This is a genomic window from Salinicola lusitanus (assembly GCF_003206045.1).
Lineage (GTDB): Bacteria > Pseudomonadota > Gammaproteobacteria > Pseudomonadales > Halomonadaceae > Salinicola > Salinicola lusitanus.
The window spans coordinates 51,694-67,526 of the sequence record NZ_PZJM01000008.1; the positions used below are offsets into that span (position 1 = coordinate 51,694).

The window sequence follows — 15,833 nt, forward strand, 5'->3', positions numbered from 1 at the left end:
GACTTGATTGCCGTGTCGAACCGAGTGCCAGATCGCGTCTCGCGACATCATCCATTTACGATCTAGGGGATCCGAAAGCCAATGCCATCTCGTCGTCAGCTAGCCAACGCCATCCGCGCGCTTTCCATGGACGCCGTGCAGAAGGCCAACTCCGGCCACCCCGGCATGCCGATGGGCATGGCCGATATCGCGGAAGTGCTGTGGAACGACCATCTCAAGCACAACCCCGCCAACCCGGACTGGGAAGATCGCGACCGTTTCATTCTCTCCAACGGTCACGGCTCGATGCTGCACTACTCGCTGCTTCATCTGACCGGTTACGACCTGCCGATGAAGGAGCTCGAGAACTTCCGCCAGTTGGGTTCTAAGACCCCCGGTCACCCGGAACACGGTTACACGCCCGGTATCGAGACCACCACCGGGCCGCTGGGCCAGGGCCTGGCCAACGGTATCGGCATGGCCATCGCCGAGCGCACTCTGGCGGCGCAGTTCAACCGTGACGGCCACGATATCGTCGACCACCGCATCTGGGTCTTCGCCGGCGACGGCTGCCTGATGGAGGGGATCAGCCACGAGGCGTGCTCGCTAGCCGGCACCCTGGGTCTGGGCAACCTGACCGTGTTCTACGACGACAACGGCATCTCCATCGATGGCGAGGTCGAGGGCTGGTTCACCGACGACACCGCCAAGCGCTTCGAGGCCTACCACTGGCACGTGGTGCGCGACGTCGACGGCCACGACGCCGAGCAGATCAACGCCGCCATCGAGGAAGCCAAGCGTGTCACCGACAAGCCGACCCTGATCATCTGCAAGACCGTGATCGGCTTCGGTTCGCCCAACAAGGCGGGCAAGGAGGAGAGCCACGGTGCCGCCCTCGGCGAAGACGAAGTCGCGGCCGCGCGCAAGGAGCTGGGTTGGGAATATCCGGCGTTCGAGATTCCCGACGACTACTACGCGGCGTGGGACGCCCGCGAGCAGGGCCAGAAACGCGAAGCCGAGTACGACGCCAAGCTGGCGGCTTACGAGCAGGCCTACCCGGAACTGGCCAAGGAGCTGAAACGTCGCTACAACGGCGAGCTGCCGGCCAACTTCGACGGCGATGCCCTGATCAAGACGGCGCAGGAGAAATCCGAGACCACCGCCTCGCGCAAGGCCTCGCTGGGCGTCCTCAACGAGCTGGGACCGGACCTGCCCGAGCTGTTCGGCGGCAGCGCCGACCTCGCCCCCTCCAACCTGACCCTGTGGAAAGGCGCCAAGGCGATCAGCAAGGAAGACTTCGACGGCGGCTACCTGCACTACGGCGTGCGCGAGTTCGGCATGGGCGCGATCGCCAACGGCATCGCCACCCACGGCGGCTTCATTCCCTACGACGCGACCTTCCTGGTGTTCATGGAGTACATGCACAACGCCGTGCGCATGTCGGCGCTGTCGCATACCCGCATCATTCACGTCTTCACCCACGACTCCATCGGTCTCGGCGAAGATGGCCCTACCCACCAGCCGATCGAGCAGCTGGCCGACCTGCGCAATCTGCCCGGTCTGGCAACGTGGCGCCCGTGTGACGCCACCGAGACGACGGCGGCCTGGGTCGAGGGCCTGAAGCGGGAGAAAGGCCCCACGGCGCTGATCTTCTCGCGCCAGGATCTGCCGGCCCAGCCGCGCGACGACGAGCAGCTCAAGCAGATTCGTCGCGGCGGCTACGTGCTCAAGGAAGCCGAGGGCGGCAAGCCGGAGCTGATCCTGATCGCCACCGGTTCCGAAGTGGGCCTGGCGATGGACGCCGCCACCGAACTCGAGGGCAAGGGCAAGAAGGTCCGCGTGGTCTCCATGCCCTGCACCAGCGCCTTCGACGAGCAGGACGAGAGCTATCGCGAGTCGGTGCTGCCGGGCGACGTGCGCAAGCGTCTGGCGGTCGAAGCCGCCATCCCGTCGACCTGGTACAAGTACGTGGGCCTCGATGGCGACGTCATCGGCATGACCACCTATGGCGAGTCCGCCAAGGCCGGCGATCTGTTCAAGCACTTCGGTTTCACGGTCGACAAGGTCGTCGCCCGCGCCGAGAAGCTGCTGGGCTGATCGTCACACCCGATAGCGTCCAACCAGACGCCCGGCCTGTTGGCCGGGCGTTTTTCGTTGGAGGGTTCGCGACACGGCGGCTCGGCCGCTGAGGAACGCTCCGGTCTCAGCCAGCGCTCAATCGGACTTGTCGTCGACCCGGGTCGCCTCGTCCAGGCGCAGAATGGTGTGGGCGTTGGTGACGCTGGTGGCGAGGGTGTCGATCACCCCGGTGCGCAGCGCGCCGAGGATACCGGCCGCCTTGGTGTTCTCGGCGGCGATGGCGATCACGTCGGGGATCCGGGCCAGATCGGTGATGGTCAGGCCGATCACGCGGCCCTGCATCGGCGTCATCGACGGCCGGCCGTAGATGTCGATGAAGTCGTAGCCCATCATGTCGCCGACCGTGCCGGAGAGCCGCGCCTCGGCAGTCTCCTGGGGGGTGAACCAGCCCATCCGCACCATGTTGCTGTTCTCGCTGAGATCGCCGATACCGATCAGGGCGAGATCGGCGCGCCGGGCGCGATCCAGGGTCTGGCGAATGGTCGGGTTCTCGTACATGGCGTCGCGCAGCTCGAGGTTCTGCACCAGCGCTGGCGCGTAGAGCGTCTCGCTGTCGCCGCCGAACTTGATCGCCAGGCGGCGGCAGATATGGTCCGGGTTCATGTACTCCCCCGCCCGCACCGAACCGCCGATGGCGCAGACGAACGAGCACTGCCGCTGCCCCTGCTCGAACACGTTGTCCGCCACCGCACCGACATTGCGCCCCATGCCGACGGCGACGATCGCCCCCTCGCTCAGCTGTCGCGAGAGATGATCGGCCACCAGGCTGGCCACGTTGGCGCGCTGAACGTCGGCATCGGCGTGATCGAGCGCGATCAGGGCGCGCTTGACCCCGAAGCGCCGTTTCAGCGCCTGCTCGATCTCCGCGCTGACGGCGGGATGCTGGCGCACACGAACGTCGACGATGCCTTCCGCCTGCGCGCGCTTGAGCAGGCGTCCCGCCTTGACCCGTGAGATCCCCAATCGATTGGCGATGACCTCCTGGGTCTCACCCTCGGTGTAGTAGAGGGTGGCGATTTCCGTCATCAGAGCGATATCGGCGTTCTCGTTGCGCTCGTTCATGCACGCTTCCATAGTTTGAGAAGATCGAGTGTTGAGAAGATCGGTCTTGAACGGCCCGTGACGGGCGCGTCCCACCCTCGCCCAGCCGGCCGCTTCGACCGGCTCACGATACCACAGGGTCCACCGCGTTCGACTTTCTCGCGCGCCGCGATCGGCGTAAACTATCGGCGGATTGCGGTTCGCCGCGATCGGTTCTCAGGGCGGGGTGCAAGTCCCCACCGGCGGTAATGATGCGGCGTGAAAAGAACGCCAGTATCTCAGCCCGCGAGCGCTCGAAGGTGTCACCTTCGAGGTCAGCAGATTCGGTGAGACTCCGAAGCCGACGGTGATAGTCCGGATGAAAGAGAACGGTTCCCTTGCAACGACGATTCGGTCAGCCGCGCGGCTATCGGTGACATTCACCGTTCGCCCCCACGCCAACCGCCTCCCGTGACTCCCAAGCGGATCCGAAGCCCTGATTCTGGTTAACGTGACTTCGGTCACCGATCAATAGGAAACGACCATGAATCAGCCCTATCCGCCGCAGCTCTCGCCGCAGACGCTGTCGCAACGCATCGCCTTCATTCGTGCCGACTGGCACGGCGATATCGTCGGCAACTGCCACGCTGCCTTCCTCGAAGCGGTCGCCGAACGCGGCTTTGCCACCGAGCAAGTCGATACCTTCACCGTTCCCGGCGTGTTCGAGATTCCGCTCCAGGCCAAGCTGCTGGCCAAGAGCGGCCGCTACGCCGCGATCGTCGCCTCCGGCTTCGTCGTCGACGGCGGCATCTATCGCCACGACTTCGTCTCCACCGCCGTGATCGACGCACTGATGTCACTGCAGGTCGAACAGGAAGTGCCGGTGCTCTCCGCGGTGCTGACGCCGCACCACTTCCATGAGCATGAGGCGCATCTGGGATTCTTCCAGCAGCACTTCCTCACCAAGGGACGCGAGGCCGCCGAGGCGTGCCTGACGACGATGGAAAACCTCAGTCAGGTGCGTAAGCTGAGCGTCGACTGAGCGCCCACCAGTGTCATACTGAAGAGCCCACGCCATCCCCGATGGCGTGGGCTTTTTCGTTCCGTTTCAACCGTTCGACGGGGGATCAGGTCAGCTCTCGACGGCGGCCTGGCGCCGACTCCTCACCCGCAGATAGATCGCGAACGCCAGCGACACGGCGATCAATACCCACAGGCACACGGCGATCGGACTCTTGGTGAAGAAGATCGAATAGTTGCCATATGACTCCAGGCTCTTGACGAAATAGACCTCTGCCGACTTGCCGAGAATGAAGCCGATGATCAGCGGCACCGTCTCCAGTCCGATCTTGTGGGCGACCCAGCCGAACACGCCGAAGATCAGCAGCGTCCAGACATCGAACATGATGCCGTAGTTGATGGCGTAGGCACCGACGACGCACATCATGATGATCAGCGGATAGAGAATGTACTTCGGCACCTCGATCACCCTGGCGATATGGCGGATCGCGAAGTACATGATGCCGAACATCAGCACATTGGCCGCCAGCAGCGCGATGATCATCAGGTACCAGGTATCGAGGTTGTTGCCGATGAACAGCGGGCCGACCTGGATGCCCTGGAGCGTGAACGCGCCGATCAGGATCGCGGTGGTGGAGTCCCCGGGGATACCCAGCGACAGCAGCGGCACCAGCGCACCACCGGTCAGCGCGTTGTTGGAGGACTCCGACGAGACGATCCCCTGCGGGGCGCCCTTGCCCATCTGCGAGGAGTCCCGCGAGAAATTCTTCTCCTGACTGTAGGCCAGTACCGAAGCGGCACTGCCCCCCACGCCCGGCAGGATCCCGACGAAGGTGCCGATGCTCGAGGAGCGTATCAGGTTGGTTAGTTGGCCCTTGAACACGCCGAACCGGAACTTGGCACCGTTCTTGAGCGAAATCGGCCCCTGGCCGGTCTCGTCCCTGAACCCCTTTTCGGCATCCAGCAGCACGGTGGTCAGGCCGAAAATACCGATCAGTACCGGCAGCAGCGAAAAGCCGTCGATCAGGTAGTACTGCATGAAGTCGAACATCAGCCGCGGCTCGCCGTTGCCACCCTCGGTGATCGAGTAGGTGCCGATCAGGCTCAGCCACACCCCCAGCACGCCGCTGAACACGCCCATCAGCATGTTGGAACAGAGCGAGGCGATGACCGTCAGCGCCAGCAGGATGATCAGGAATTTCTCGACGTAGGAGAACTTGATCGCGAAGTCCGCCAGCAACGGCGCGAAGAAGAACAGTACCGCGGCGCTGAACAGCCCGCCGAAGACCGAGGCGACGATCCCGATCTTGAGCGCGCGCTCGCCCTCGCCCCGCTTGGCCATCGGATAGCCGTCGAAGGTGGTGGTGATCGACGATGGCGTGCCGGGGATGTTGATCAGTACGGCCGGCACCATCCCGCCGGAAATGCCGCCGACGTAGAGCCCCAGCAACAGCGCGATGCCGTTCTCGAGGCCGAAGGCGTAGGTCAGCGGCAGACAGACCGCCACCGCCATGGTGGCGGTCATGCCGGGGATCGCGCCGAAGATGATGCCGATCGCGGTCCCCGCGGCGATCAGCGCGAAGAACATCGGCGTGAGATGAGACAGAATATCCATGAAAGACGTCTCCGGCAGTCAGGGCGAAGGAGTTGAGGGCCAGCGGCTCAGGGCAGGGTGATGCGGAAAAGCTGTGCCAGCACGTACCAGGCCAGCGTCGGTGCGATCAGCGCATTCAGCACCAGGATGACCCACAGGCGCCGCGTCGGCCGATCCACGTACAACAGCGAGAGCAGAAACACGAACAGCACCGACATGATCAGAAAGCTGTAGCCGGTGTTGGGAAACACATCGCTCAACACGCCCATCAGATAGAAGTAGGCCGTGGTCAGCGCCAGCGTGCCGAAGAAGCGCCGGTGGTCGAAATCGCCCTCGCGTCCGGCCAGAACGCGCCCCGCGTGCTTGAGCCCCGGCACCAGCCGCCGGTAGCGAGTGATCAGGATGATCGCCAGCAGTACGACCAGAATCCAGGTGACGATTCGCGGAAAGAAGAGATGCGATTGGTCGAAATCGATGGTCACATCGAGCAGCGACAGCCATTGGCTTTCCATGGAAAGCGGCTCCTGCGCCGGGTCATCGCCGGCAGTCTCAGTGGTGGGAACGAGCCGTACCGGCCGACGTCAGTCGGCCGGTACGCGACAGGATCAACCTTTCAGGTCGTTGATGATGGTCTTGTACTGGTCGTTTTTCTCTTTCAGGTAGCTGGCCGCTTCCTGGGAAGGCTTGAAGTCCGGCACGAAGAACGAGCGCTTCTGCTGCTGCTGGATCTCGCCCTCGTCGTAGATCTCCGCCAGCGCGTCGTCGATACACTGGATCGCGGCGGGATCCATGTCCTTGTTGTAGAGGAAGAAAAACTCCTTGTCGAAAGTGAAGTCCTGGTCGGCGGTCATCGGTACGCTGACATTCGGCGTCACGTACTGCAGCAACTGCTCGCGCGTGGTATCGCCCATGCCCGCTTCGTCGGTCTCGGCGATGGTCTGCTCGCGCGCGGTGATCCAGACGAAGCGCATCGCCTTCTGATCATCCGCCGGCAGTTGGGTGTACTGCTCGTTGGCCTGCACCGAGCCGTTGATCACGTCCACCGCCCCGTCGAACAGCAGCTGGTTCTTGTCCGCCTGGGAGCCGGTATTGACGGCAACGATATTGCCCTCCTTGCCGGGATACTTCATGCGCACGGCATTCTTGAGCGCCGAGAACCCGATCTCCGAGACGCTGCCCGGTTGGATCGCGACCTTGATCTGCTTGCCATCGCCCGCGGCCTCGATGATGTCGCTCATCGACTGATAAGGGGAATCCTTGGGCACGAGATAGGCGTTGCCCGGATTGATGGCGATGGTCGGCCCGACGATGAACTTGTCGAAGATATCGGGATAGCCGTTCACCCCGTAGAGATTGCCCAGGTAGGCGCCATCGTGAAAGATCATCACGGTGTTGCCGTGACGGCTGCGCTCCAGCGCCTGGAAGCCGGGCATCACCCCGACGGCATCGACCTTGGCGTTGATATCGAGCTTGTCCGCCAACTGATCCACCACGATGCTCGAGTTCTGGTAAGTGTCGCCCCCGGTAGAGGTCGAGCCGATCACCACGCGCAGGTTGCCCGGCAGCGGACAGTCGTCGGCGGCTTGTGCCGAGGCCGACATCCCGATGGCGGCACTGGCCACGACCGCCAGACAGGTCTTGCTCCAAATCGCTTTCATGACACGTCTCCCTCATACCGTTGCCCACTCGAGTGGCGCGACTCGCGCCGCCCTACCTCGGTGGGGACAAAATGATAGCGTTATCATCCAACACGTCTTGCACGGTAATGAAGGCGACTTTGTCAGACAATTCAACTTAAGTCCCCAGACCAAGGTCGCATGCCGTCGGTCGGTGCAACTCCCTGAAATCGAGGCAGAAAAAAGCCCGGCGATGGCCGGGCTTCGGAGATTCCGTGGCGTCCTGCGTCCAGCGTCGATCCCGGACCCGGGATCAGGCGACGGTGACATCCTTGGAAAGGTAGACATCCTGAACCGCGTTGAGCAGTTCGATACCCTCGTTCAGCGGCTTCTGGAACGCCTTGCGCCCGGAGATCAGGCCCATGCCGCCGGCACGCTTGTTGATGACCGCCGTACGAACCGCTTCGCCCAGGTCGGAGTGCCCCTTGGAGCCACCACCGGAGTTGATCAGTCCGGCGCGCCCCATGAACGAGTTGGCCACCTGGTAGCGGGCCAGATCGATCGGGTGATCGCTGGTCAGCTCACTGTAGACCTTGTCGTGGGTATGGCCGAAGCCGATCGCCTTGTAGCCGCCGTTGTTCTCGGGCAGCTTCTGCTTGACGATGTCGGCCTTGATGGTCGCCGCCAGGTGCACCGCCTGGCTGGTGAGGTCGGAGGAGACGTGGTAGTCGACACCGTCCTTCTTGAACGCCGGGTTGCGCAGGTAGGACCACAGCACGGTGACCATGCCCAGCTCGTGAGCGCGCTCGAAGGCTTCGCTGACTTCCTGGATCTGGCGACGGCAGTCCTCGGAACCGAAGTAGATGGTGGCGCCGACCGCGATGCAGCCCATGTCATGGGCCTGCTCGATCTGCGCGAACATGGTCTGTTCGTACATCGCCGGCAGCGTCAGGCTCTCGTTATGGTTGAGCTTGAGCATCATCGGGATCTTGTGCGCATAGCGTCGCGCCACCGAAGAGAGCACCCCCAGCGTCGAGCAGACGCAGTTGCAGCCGCCCTGCAGGGCCAGCTCGACGATGTTCTTGGGATCGAAGTACATCGGGTTGGGAGCAAACGACGCACCGGCCGAGTGCTCGATGCCCTGGTCGACCGGCAGGATGCTGAGGTAACCGGTACCGCCCAGGCGACCGGTATTGAACAGCGTCTGCAGGTTACGCATCACGTGCGGGCTGCGATCGGTGTCGGAGAAGACGCGATCGACGAAGTCGGGGCCCGGCAGATACAGGTCTTCTTTCTTGAAGCCCGTGCAGGTATAGCTGAGTAGGCTGTCTGCTTCCTTGCCCAGCAGCTTGGCAATATCGGTCATGTTGCTTTTCCTCTGTCCTCAAGATGGATCATCCGGGAAATCTCGACTTGGGCCGCTTCCCTGTCTACCAAAGATGGCTAACCGATAATGGCTGCGTGGCATGGTCTCGACCCGCTGCCCGTGGCGCCAGCTCCCCTCTCTATCGCGGCGATCATCGACTAGCCGTTGAGAGCGTGTTCACCCAATGGCTGCACCCGACAATACGGCGTATCGGCCTCAAAAGGAGCATTGACCCTCGGGTACGATTACGCCTCGCCCGCTCCGTCTGCGCCGATCCTGCCTGGTCCTGTCTTCGCTCACCGAATTTGTGCACACCCTCTAAGGAAACACCGCAAAATTGTCCGCGCTTCCAGAGATCACCGCCAAGAATAAGCGACTATGCGCCGCAGTTCACGCCCATGCACCATTTCTGCATCGCCTGTCTGCTCGATCGGACGCCCTGACGGGGGCCGTCCCAGATTGTCACGTTTCGTATCCCGGCGACGGCTGAAAATCGTCATGGGAAAGTCTTGAGCGCCGGCCGGGGTCAGAGCGGCGGGTCAGGTCGACGGGACGACGCCAGGCATTTGCTATGATGCTCGTCCCTCACGCGATGCGAGATTGTCAGGATGTCCGTTCTGCGCGGCTTTTTATGGCTGCTGGTCTTTCTGCTACTGGGACAGGCCGCGGTGGAGCTGTTCCATCTCCCGATGCCCAGCGGCGTCATCGGGATGCTGTTGTTGACGCTCTTCTTCGGCTACCGGGGTGGCATGAACCCGGATGTCGTCCACGTCAGCCAGCCGCTGATCGCGATGCTGGCGCTATTGATCATGCCCGGTGTCGTCGAGATATTCTTTGTCGCCGGCCGGTTCGCGGACCAGTGGATCGCCATCGTGACCGCGCTGATCGCAGGCACGCTGCTCAGCGTGCTGTCGAGCCTGCTGCTGATGCGGCGCTATCTACCCGCGAGCGACGTCCCGGGGAATGCCGGCGATGAATGAGTGGCTCGAGCGGCTTTCGCAGCTGCCGCAACAGTGGTTCGACTCCCCGGTCGCCGCCATCGCGCTCACGCTCGGCGCCTATTTCCTCGGTATCCGCCTGTTCAAGCTGATGCATCGGCCCACCTGGTGCCCGCCGATGCTGATCGCGGCGCTCCTGATCGCCGCGGTCATCGCGCTATTGCCCATCGGCATCGACGACTACAACCGCGGCGCCGGCTGGCTCATGCTGCTGCTGGGCCCGGCCACCGTCGCGCTGGCGGTGCCGCTCTACCAGCAACTGCCGCAGATCCGCGCGCTGTGGAAGCCCATCATGCTGACGCTGCCGCTGTCGGCGACCCTGGCGGCCTGCTACGCCGTGATCATCGCCGCCGTCATGGGCGCGCCGCCGGAAGTGCTCGCCTCGCTGGCGCCCAAGTCGGTGACCTCCCCCATCGCGCTCGGACTGGCCGAAGAGCTCGGCGGCTCCCGGGCACTGCTGATGGGGGCACTGCTGACGACCGGCGTCACTGCCATTTTCGGCGTGGAGTGGCTCAGCCGGGTCCTGCGCATTCGCGACCCCCGACTGATCGGCCTGGCACTGGGCATCAACGGACACGCCCTGGGCACGGTGCGCGCGTTCGAGATCAGCAGCGTCGCCGGCGCGTTCGCTTCGCTGGGCATGAGCCTGACGGGTGCCTTCACTGCCATCGTGCTACCTCTCGTCTGGCATCTGTTCGACTGAGCATCGCGGCGTGCCCCCAATCGATGCCTGACAGCGACGCAGATCCCGCTACGCTGTTAGTCAGGCCGTCGCCTGCTGCGACGGTCGCGGCAAGGAACGCCGGACACGGCAACGCCTCGACAGGAGAGACCCGATGACGATAGCCAGTGACAGCGGTCAGGGAAGCCCGACGCTGGTGCTCATGCACTTCTTCGGCAGTTCCCATCATGAGTGGGAGGCGGTCCTGCCGCTTCTCGACGAGCGGTACCGGGTGATCACGCTGGACATGCCCGGCTTCGGCCGCGCCAGTGACGTGGCGGGATTCGATGTCGCCTCGATGACCCGCCACGTGGAGCAGTGTGTCGACGACGCCGATCTCGACGACGTCATCCTGGTCGGTCACTCGTTCTCCGGTCGGATCGCGATGACCGTCGCCGCCGATCGCCCCGCCTGGCTGCGCGCCTTGATCCTGATCGCGCCCTCTCCACCCGGGCCACAGTCGATCAGCGCGGAGGAACACCGGTTCCAGCTCGACTTCGATTTCAGCGAGGCCCAGGCACGCCAGTTCATCGACGGTGCCAGCGAAGTGTCTCTGCCGCCGGCGCTCTACCAGCAGGCGGTGGAAGACGCCATCAACGCCAATCCGTCGGCATGGCGGGCCTGGCCGAAAACGACGTACGCCGAGGACTGGCGCGAGACCGTCGGCAAGCTCCCCTACCCGGCCTGGGTGCTGGTCGGTGACAGGGATCCGTCGCTGCCACCGGACATCCAGCGCTCCGAGGTGATGCCCCACCTCCCCCAAGGCAAGCTGGAAGTCTTTCCTGGCTACGGGCATCTCCTGCCCATGGAGATGCCGGAGACACTGGCGGAGCGCCTCAATGCCATCGCCGCAGAGATGCCGTGACGACCTCAGTGGGTGGAGGGTGCGGGCGCCCGGCCGACCATCGCCACGCAGAGCGCGAGCGGCCACGGCATCTCGGCGCTCGCTCGCAGTGACGCCGGGTCGCTGAGCGGCATGCCACCGAGCGCTCGGCAAGCCTCGGCGAAGCGCGTCGTCGCCTTGCCGGACGCCCCGATCGTCGTCGGCACGCGAAACCCGTCGCCCCACTCGACCAGGCGGGCGACAAGGGCCAGGCCCACCGGGCCGACATCGATATCGCTGCCGACATGCATGCGATCCACGTCGAGCAGCGCCCGAGCGCCACGCAGGCGAGCCATGCGCACGACGACCCGCATCGCGGCCTGGGCGGCCGGGCCGGCGCCGCCATCGAGACAGCGCCGGTCCTCCGGCGATAGCGCGAAGCCATCGTTGGCGGCGGTGACGGGGGCCGACTCGTATCCCAGTTCGCCGCCGGCGGTGACGCTGGCCAACCCCGCCAGGCGGGGGCCGCTCAGGACCAGCCGCCCGCCGCGATAGAGCGAGATGAGATGCGTCGCCTGGGCCATGGCGAAGCGGGCATCGTCCAGCACCACCAGCGGCAGCGAACGTGACAGTATCTCTTCGGCAACGATGGCTTCCAGGGCAACGGCCTGGTCGGGACGGTCGAGCACGACCAGTGCCGGCCCCTGGTCGGCATGGATGGCTTCCAGCAGTCCCGCGCCGGCGCCGCTCGAACCCGACCTGCAGGAAACGACCAGCGCTCGCCCGGTGACGGACTCGCCGCCCGCCCCGTCCCGTTCTGGCGGGCCCTCCCCTAACCGGCAGGGCATCGCGCGGGTCAGGACCACGCCGCTGGCCTCGCCCTCGACCAGGCAGTCGGTGGCGGAAAGGTAGAACGACAGCGACTCGAGGCGGCGCATCACGACGCTGCCCCCTCGAAGAGCGGCGAGGGCGCGAGAACCACGGCAGCGGCGATGGCAACGACGATCAAAGCAGCTTCCCGACAGGAGAGAGATCGTCTCAAACTATGAGCCGAGCGCCCCCGCGTCCAGTGCTTTGGCCTGACATCCGGCTCAGACTCGGCTGGCCCGATGCGAATGCGCTAAGATGGACGGCCTCGAACCTCGCCCTCAACCTCGGGTTATCGGACTCGCCCATGACCTACCGCGTCGCCATCAACGGATACGGCCGTATCGGCCAGAGCGTCCTGCGGGCACTGATCGAGCGCCCCGATCTACCGCTGGAGATCGTCGCCATCAACGAGCGCTCCGATCTCGAGACGATCGCCTACCTGACCCGCTACGACACCACCCACGGGCGCTTCCCCGGTCATGTCGAAGCGGGTAATGGCTGCCTGATCGTCAACGGCAGATCCATTCGTGTCCTCAACGCCGAGGCACCGGAGACGTTGCCGTGGGGGGAGCTCGGCGTCGACCTGTTGCTGGAGTGCTCCGGCAGTTTCAAGGATCGCGCCACCGCCGAACGCCACCTTCAGGCCGGCGCGTCGCGGCTGCTGTTTTCCCAGCCGGCAGAAGCGGATGTCGATGCCACCGTGGTCTACGGCGTCAATCAGGCGGCGATCGCCCCCGGGATGCGAATCGTCTCGGCAGCGTCATGCACCACCAACTGCCTGATACCGATCCTCGACGTGCTGGAAGCCAGCTTCGGCGTCTCCCACGGCGTCACCACCACCATTCACTCGGCAATGAACGACCAGCCGGTGATCGACGCCTACCACAACAGCGATCTGCGCCTGACCCGCTCGGCGATGCACTCCATCATCCCGGTCGATTCCGGCCTGGCGCGCGGCATCGGCCGCTTGATGCCGCATCTGGCCGACCGCTTCGAGTGCCTTCACGTCCGCGTGCCGACCATCAACGTCTCGGCCATGGACCTGTCGATCTCGCTCGAGCGCGATACCGACGCCGATGCGGTCAACGCCTGCCTGGAAGCCGCCACTCGCGAGCGTTACCTGGGCCTGCTCGGCGTGACCTACGAGCCGATGGCCTCGGTCGACTTCAACCACGATCCCCGCTCGGGTATCGTGGATGCCACTCAGACCCGCGTGGCCGGCGGCCGCCTGCTGAAGGCGCTGTGCTGGTTCGACAACGAATGGGGTTTCGCCAACAGAATGCTCGATGTCGCCCGCCACTGGCTCGAACTCTCATCTCCCGTCTCCGAACCCGCCACCTCCTCAGGAGAGGGTATTCAAGAAACAGGCGAACGAAGACGAGGCAAGGCGAAACCGGATGAAACAGCGGAGTTTACGAGCAGTAAATGAGCATGTTGAAGAAGGTTTCAACGCCGTATCGGCGAGTGCAGCCCTTTATTGAACACCCTCTAAGGAAAGGATTTCATGACCGTACTCAAGATGTCTGAACTGGATCTCTCCGGGAAGCGCGTGCTGATCCGCGAGGATCTCAACGTCCCGGTCAAGGGCGGCAAGGTGACCAGCGATGCCCGCATCCGCGCCTGCCTGCCGACGATCCGGGCCGCGCTCGACGCCGGCGCCAGCGTGATGCTGATGAGTCACCTGGGGCGGCCCACCGAGGGCGAGCCCGCCGACGAATTCACCCTGGCCCCGGTGGCCGAACATCTCTCCGAGCTGCTGGGCAAGCCGGTGCGGCTGGAGAAGGAGTACCTCGACGGCAACGTCGAGATCGCCACCGGTGAAGTTGTGCTGCTGGAGAACGTGCGCTACAACGCGGGCGAGAAGAAGGACGACGAAGCGCTGGCCAAGGCGTATGCCGCCCTCTGCGATATCTACGTGATGGACGCCTTTGGCACCGCCCACCGCGCCCAGGCCTCCACCCACGGCGTGATCCGGTTCGCACCGCAATCCTGCGCCGGCCCGCTGCTGGCCAACGAGCTCGACGCACTGGAGCAGGCGCTCAGCGCACCCAAGCGCCCGATGGCCGCCATCGTCGGCGGGTCCAAGGTGTCGACCAAGCTCGACGTGCTCTATTCGCTGTCGGAGAAGTGCGATCAGCTGATCGTCGGCGGCGGCATCGCCAACACCTTCATCGCCGCGGCCGGTTACGGCGTGGGCAAATCGCTCCATGAAGCGGATCTGATCGACAAGGCCAAGGAGCTGATGGCCAAGGTCGAGATCCCGCTGCCCACCGACGTCGTCGTTGCCACCGAGTTCTCCGAATCCGCCACCGCGACCGTCAAACCCGTCGACCAGGTCGGCGACGACGAGATGATCCTGGATATCGGCCCGGAGACCGCCAAGCACCTCGCCAGCCTGCTGGAAAACGCCGGCACCATCCTGTGGAACGGCCCGGTCGGGGTGTTCGAGATCGACCAGTTCGGCAAGGGCACCGAAGTGCTGTCGAAGGCGATCGCCGCCAGCCCCGCCTTCTCCATCGCCGGTGGCGGCGACACCCTGGCCGCCATCGACAAGTACGGCATCGCCGACCAGGTCTCCTACATCTCGACCGGTGGTGGCGCCTTCCTCGAGTACGTCGAAGGCAAGACGCTCCCGGCGGTCGCGGCGCTGGCAGCGACTGCCAAATAGCGCCATTTCATGGCCTGATGACAGACGGCGACACCGACCCGAGGGTCGGTGTCGCCGTCTCTGGGCAACGATCTGCCATTTCACATCGCTTTCTGGCTCACGGCGCCGCCTGGCTCTCGTCCTGACCGCTCTCCGTCAACGCCCGTTTCACCAGCCCGCTCTGCTTCATGCGGGAGAGGAAATCCTCGACGTAGCGCGTGACCTCATCCGACGCCTGCGCCTTCGTCACCGCCATGCACTGCTCGATGGCGGTAAAATGCCCCGCCAGCACGCGATACCCCGGATGCTCTGCGGCGTAGCTCGCCAACGGCTGGCGCACGCCGGCGGCAGCGTCCAGTTGGCGGTCGACGAACAGCTCGATCGCCGCGGCGGACGTGGCGGCGCGAACCAGGCTGGCATGCTTCAACGCCCGTGTCAGATAGAGGTCGTAGGCCGCACCCTTGCCCACGGCGATGCGGACATCGCCCCGATCCAGCTCGTCGACCTCCTGAAACGGCGCCGCCTCCGGCACCAGGTAGGTGCCTTCGATGATCACGTAGGGGGCGGTGAAGTGGATCTTCTCGGCCCGCACCGGGTCGCGGGCGAGAAAGCCGACCCGCCAGACGTCATCGTCGATGGCGGCGAACACGTCACCGGCACCGTCGAAGGTGGCAAATTCCGCTTCCACCCCAAGCTCGTCCGCCAACGCCCGTGCCAGTACCGCCGAGACCCCGGCAGGCTCACCGTTCTCGCCACGCTGGGCCAGGACGATATTGCCGTAGTTGATCGCCACGCGCAGTCGCCCCTGCGGCGCCAGCGCCTCGATGACCGCCGATTTTGCATCGCTCATGTAACGTTCCTCAGAGAGAAAGCGAGTAAGGATAATAGCTGATCCCATTCATCGATCCTGGGTTCCGGCTCTGGCCGCCTGCATCCGCCGACGCAGGATCGGCCCCACGATCACCGGCAGCAGCAGCCCGATGATCGCCACCAGCCACAGCCCGATCGACAGACCGCTGCTCCACAGAATCGACCAGTCG

General features: G+C 64.5%; 14 protein-coding genes and 1 riboswitch. Of the genes, 7 read left to right on the top strand and 7 right to left on the bottom strand.

Translation table 11 applies throughout. The features are described from left to right. The first annotated feature begins 81 nt into the window (after positions 1 to 81). Positions 82 to 2,076: a transketolase gene (tkt, locus tag DOM45_RS13335; RefSeq protein ID WP_110601276.1), complete on the top strand. Its 1,995-nt coding sequence runs from the start codon at positions 82 to 84 to the stop codon at positions 2,074 to 2,076. A gap of 117 nt (positions 2,077 to 2,193) precedes the next feature. Here the strand turns inward: tkt and DOM45_RS13340 are convergent, their stop codons facing one another. After that, positions 2,194 to 3,180, bottom strand: a complete 987-nt coding sequence (locus tag DOM45_RS13340) for a sugar-binding transcriptional regulator (RefSeq protein WP_110601278.1) — start codon at positions 3,178 to 3,180, stop codon at positions 2,194 to 2,196. A 187-nt stretch (positions 3,181 to 3,367) separates the two neighbouring features. Continuing rightward, positions 3,368 to 3,533, top strand: a riboswitch (FMN riboswitch). Between the two features lie 149 nt (positions 3,534 to 3,682). Between DOM45_RS13340 and DOM45_RS13345 the strand changes: the two genes are divergently transcribed. Next, a complete protein-coding gene (locus DOM45_RS13345; protein WP_110601280.1) occupies positions 3,683 to 4,180 on the top strand; it encodes a 6,7-dimethyl-8-ribityllumazine synthase in 498 nt (165 codons plus the stop codon). Between the two features lie 90 nt (positions 4,181 to 4,270). On the opposite strand, the gene DOM45_RS13350 is transcribed toward DOM45_RS13345, so the two are convergent. From DOM45_RS13350 to DOM45_RS13365, 4 genes are all read right to left on the bottom strand, one after another. After that, entirely contained in the window at positions 4,271 to 5,773 is a 1,503-nt protein-coding gene (locus tag DOM45_RS13350) for a tripartite tricarboxylate transporter permease (RefSeq protein WP_110601282.1), read from the bottom strand. Between the two features lie 47 nt (positions 5,774 to 5,820). Continuing rightward, positions 5,821 to 6,264: a tripartite tricarboxylate transporter TctB family protein gene (locus DOM45_RS13355; protein ID WP_110601284.1), complete on the bottom strand. Its 444-nt coding sequence runs from the start codon at positions 6,262 to 6,264 to the stop codon at positions 5,821 to 5,823. Between the two features lie 93 nt (positions 6,265 to 6,357). After that, on the bottom strand, positions 6,358 to 7,410 hold the full coding sequence (locus tag DOM45_RS13360; protein ID WP_110601285.1) for a type 2 periplasmic-binding domain-containing protein: 1,053 nt from the start codon (positions 7,408 to 7,410) through the stop codon (positions 6,358 to 6,360). Positions 7,411 to 7,681: 271 nt separating this feature from the next. After that, positions 7,682 to 8,734: a class I fructose-bisphosphate aldolase gene (locus DOM45_RS13365; RefSeq protein ID WP_110601286.1), complete on the bottom strand. Its 1,053-nt coding sequence runs from the start codon at positions 8,732 to 8,734 to the stop codon at positions 7,682 to 7,684. A gap of 608 nt (positions 8,735 to 9,342) precedes the next feature. Between DOM45_RS13365 and DOM45_RS13370 the strand changes: the two genes are divergently transcribed. From DOM45_RS13370 to DOM45_RS13380, 3 genes are all read left to right on the top strand, one after another. Further along, on the top strand, positions 9,343 to 9,714 hold the full coding sequence (locus tag DOM45_RS13370) for a CidA/LrgA family protein (protein ID WP_110601288.1): 372 nt from the start codon (positions 9,343 to 9,345) through the stop codon (positions 9,712 to 9,714). Next, positions 9,707 to 10,435: an LrgB family protein gene (locus DOM45_RS13375; protein WP_110601289.1), complete on the top strand. Its 729-nt coding sequence runs from the start codon at positions 9,707 to 9,709 to the stop codon at positions 10,433 to 10,435. The genes DOM45_RS13370 and DOM45_RS13375 overlap by 8 nt, the downstream gene beginning before the upstream one ends. 133 nt (positions 10,436 to 10,568) lie before the next feature. Then, entirely contained in the window at positions 10,569 to 11,318 is a 750-nt protein-coding gene (locus DOM45_RS13380; protein WP_110601290.1) for an alpha/beta fold hydrolase, read from the top strand. A gap of 5 nt (positions 11,319 to 11,323) precedes the next feature. Here the strand turns inward: DOM45_RS13380 and DOM45_RS13385 are convergent, their stop codons facing one another. Continuing rightward, entirely contained in the window at positions 11,324 to 12,214 is an 891-nt protein-coding gene (locus DOM45_RS13385; RefSeq protein ID WP_110601292.1) for an aconitase X, read from the bottom strand. A 236-nt stretch (positions 12,215 to 12,450) separates the two neighbouring features. Between DOM45_RS13385 and DOM45_RS13390 the strand changes: the two genes are divergently transcribed. Both DOM45_RS13390 and DOM45_RS13395 read left to right on the top strand, forming a co-directional pair. Then, positions 12,451 to 13,575 carry a type I glyceraldehyde-3-phosphate dehydrogenase gene (locus tag DOM45_RS13390; protein WP_110601293.1) on the top strand — a complete coding sequence of 375 codons (1,125 nt, stop codon included), beginning with the start codon at positions 12,451 to 12,453 and terminating at the stop codon, positions 13,573 to 13,575. A gap of 75 nt (positions 13,576 to 13,650) precedes the next feature. After that, positions 13,651 to 14,814: a phosphoglycerate kinase gene (locus DOM45_RS13395; RefSeq protein WP_110601294.1), complete on the top strand. Its 1,164-nt coding sequence runs from the start codon at positions 13,651 to 13,653 to the stop codon at positions 14,812 to 14,814. 97 nt (positions 14,815 to 14,911) lie between these two features. On the opposite strand, the gene DOM45_RS13400 is transcribed toward DOM45_RS13395, so the two are convergent. After that, the gene (locus DOM45_RS13400; protein ID WP_110601296.1) at positions 14,912 to 15,643 is read right to left on the bottom strand and encodes a transporter substrate-binding domain-containing protein; all 732 of its coding nucleotides are present in this window, start codon (positions 15,641 to 15,643) and stop codon (positions 14,912 to 14,914) included. Positions 15,644 to 15,833 lie beyond the last annotated feature (190 nt).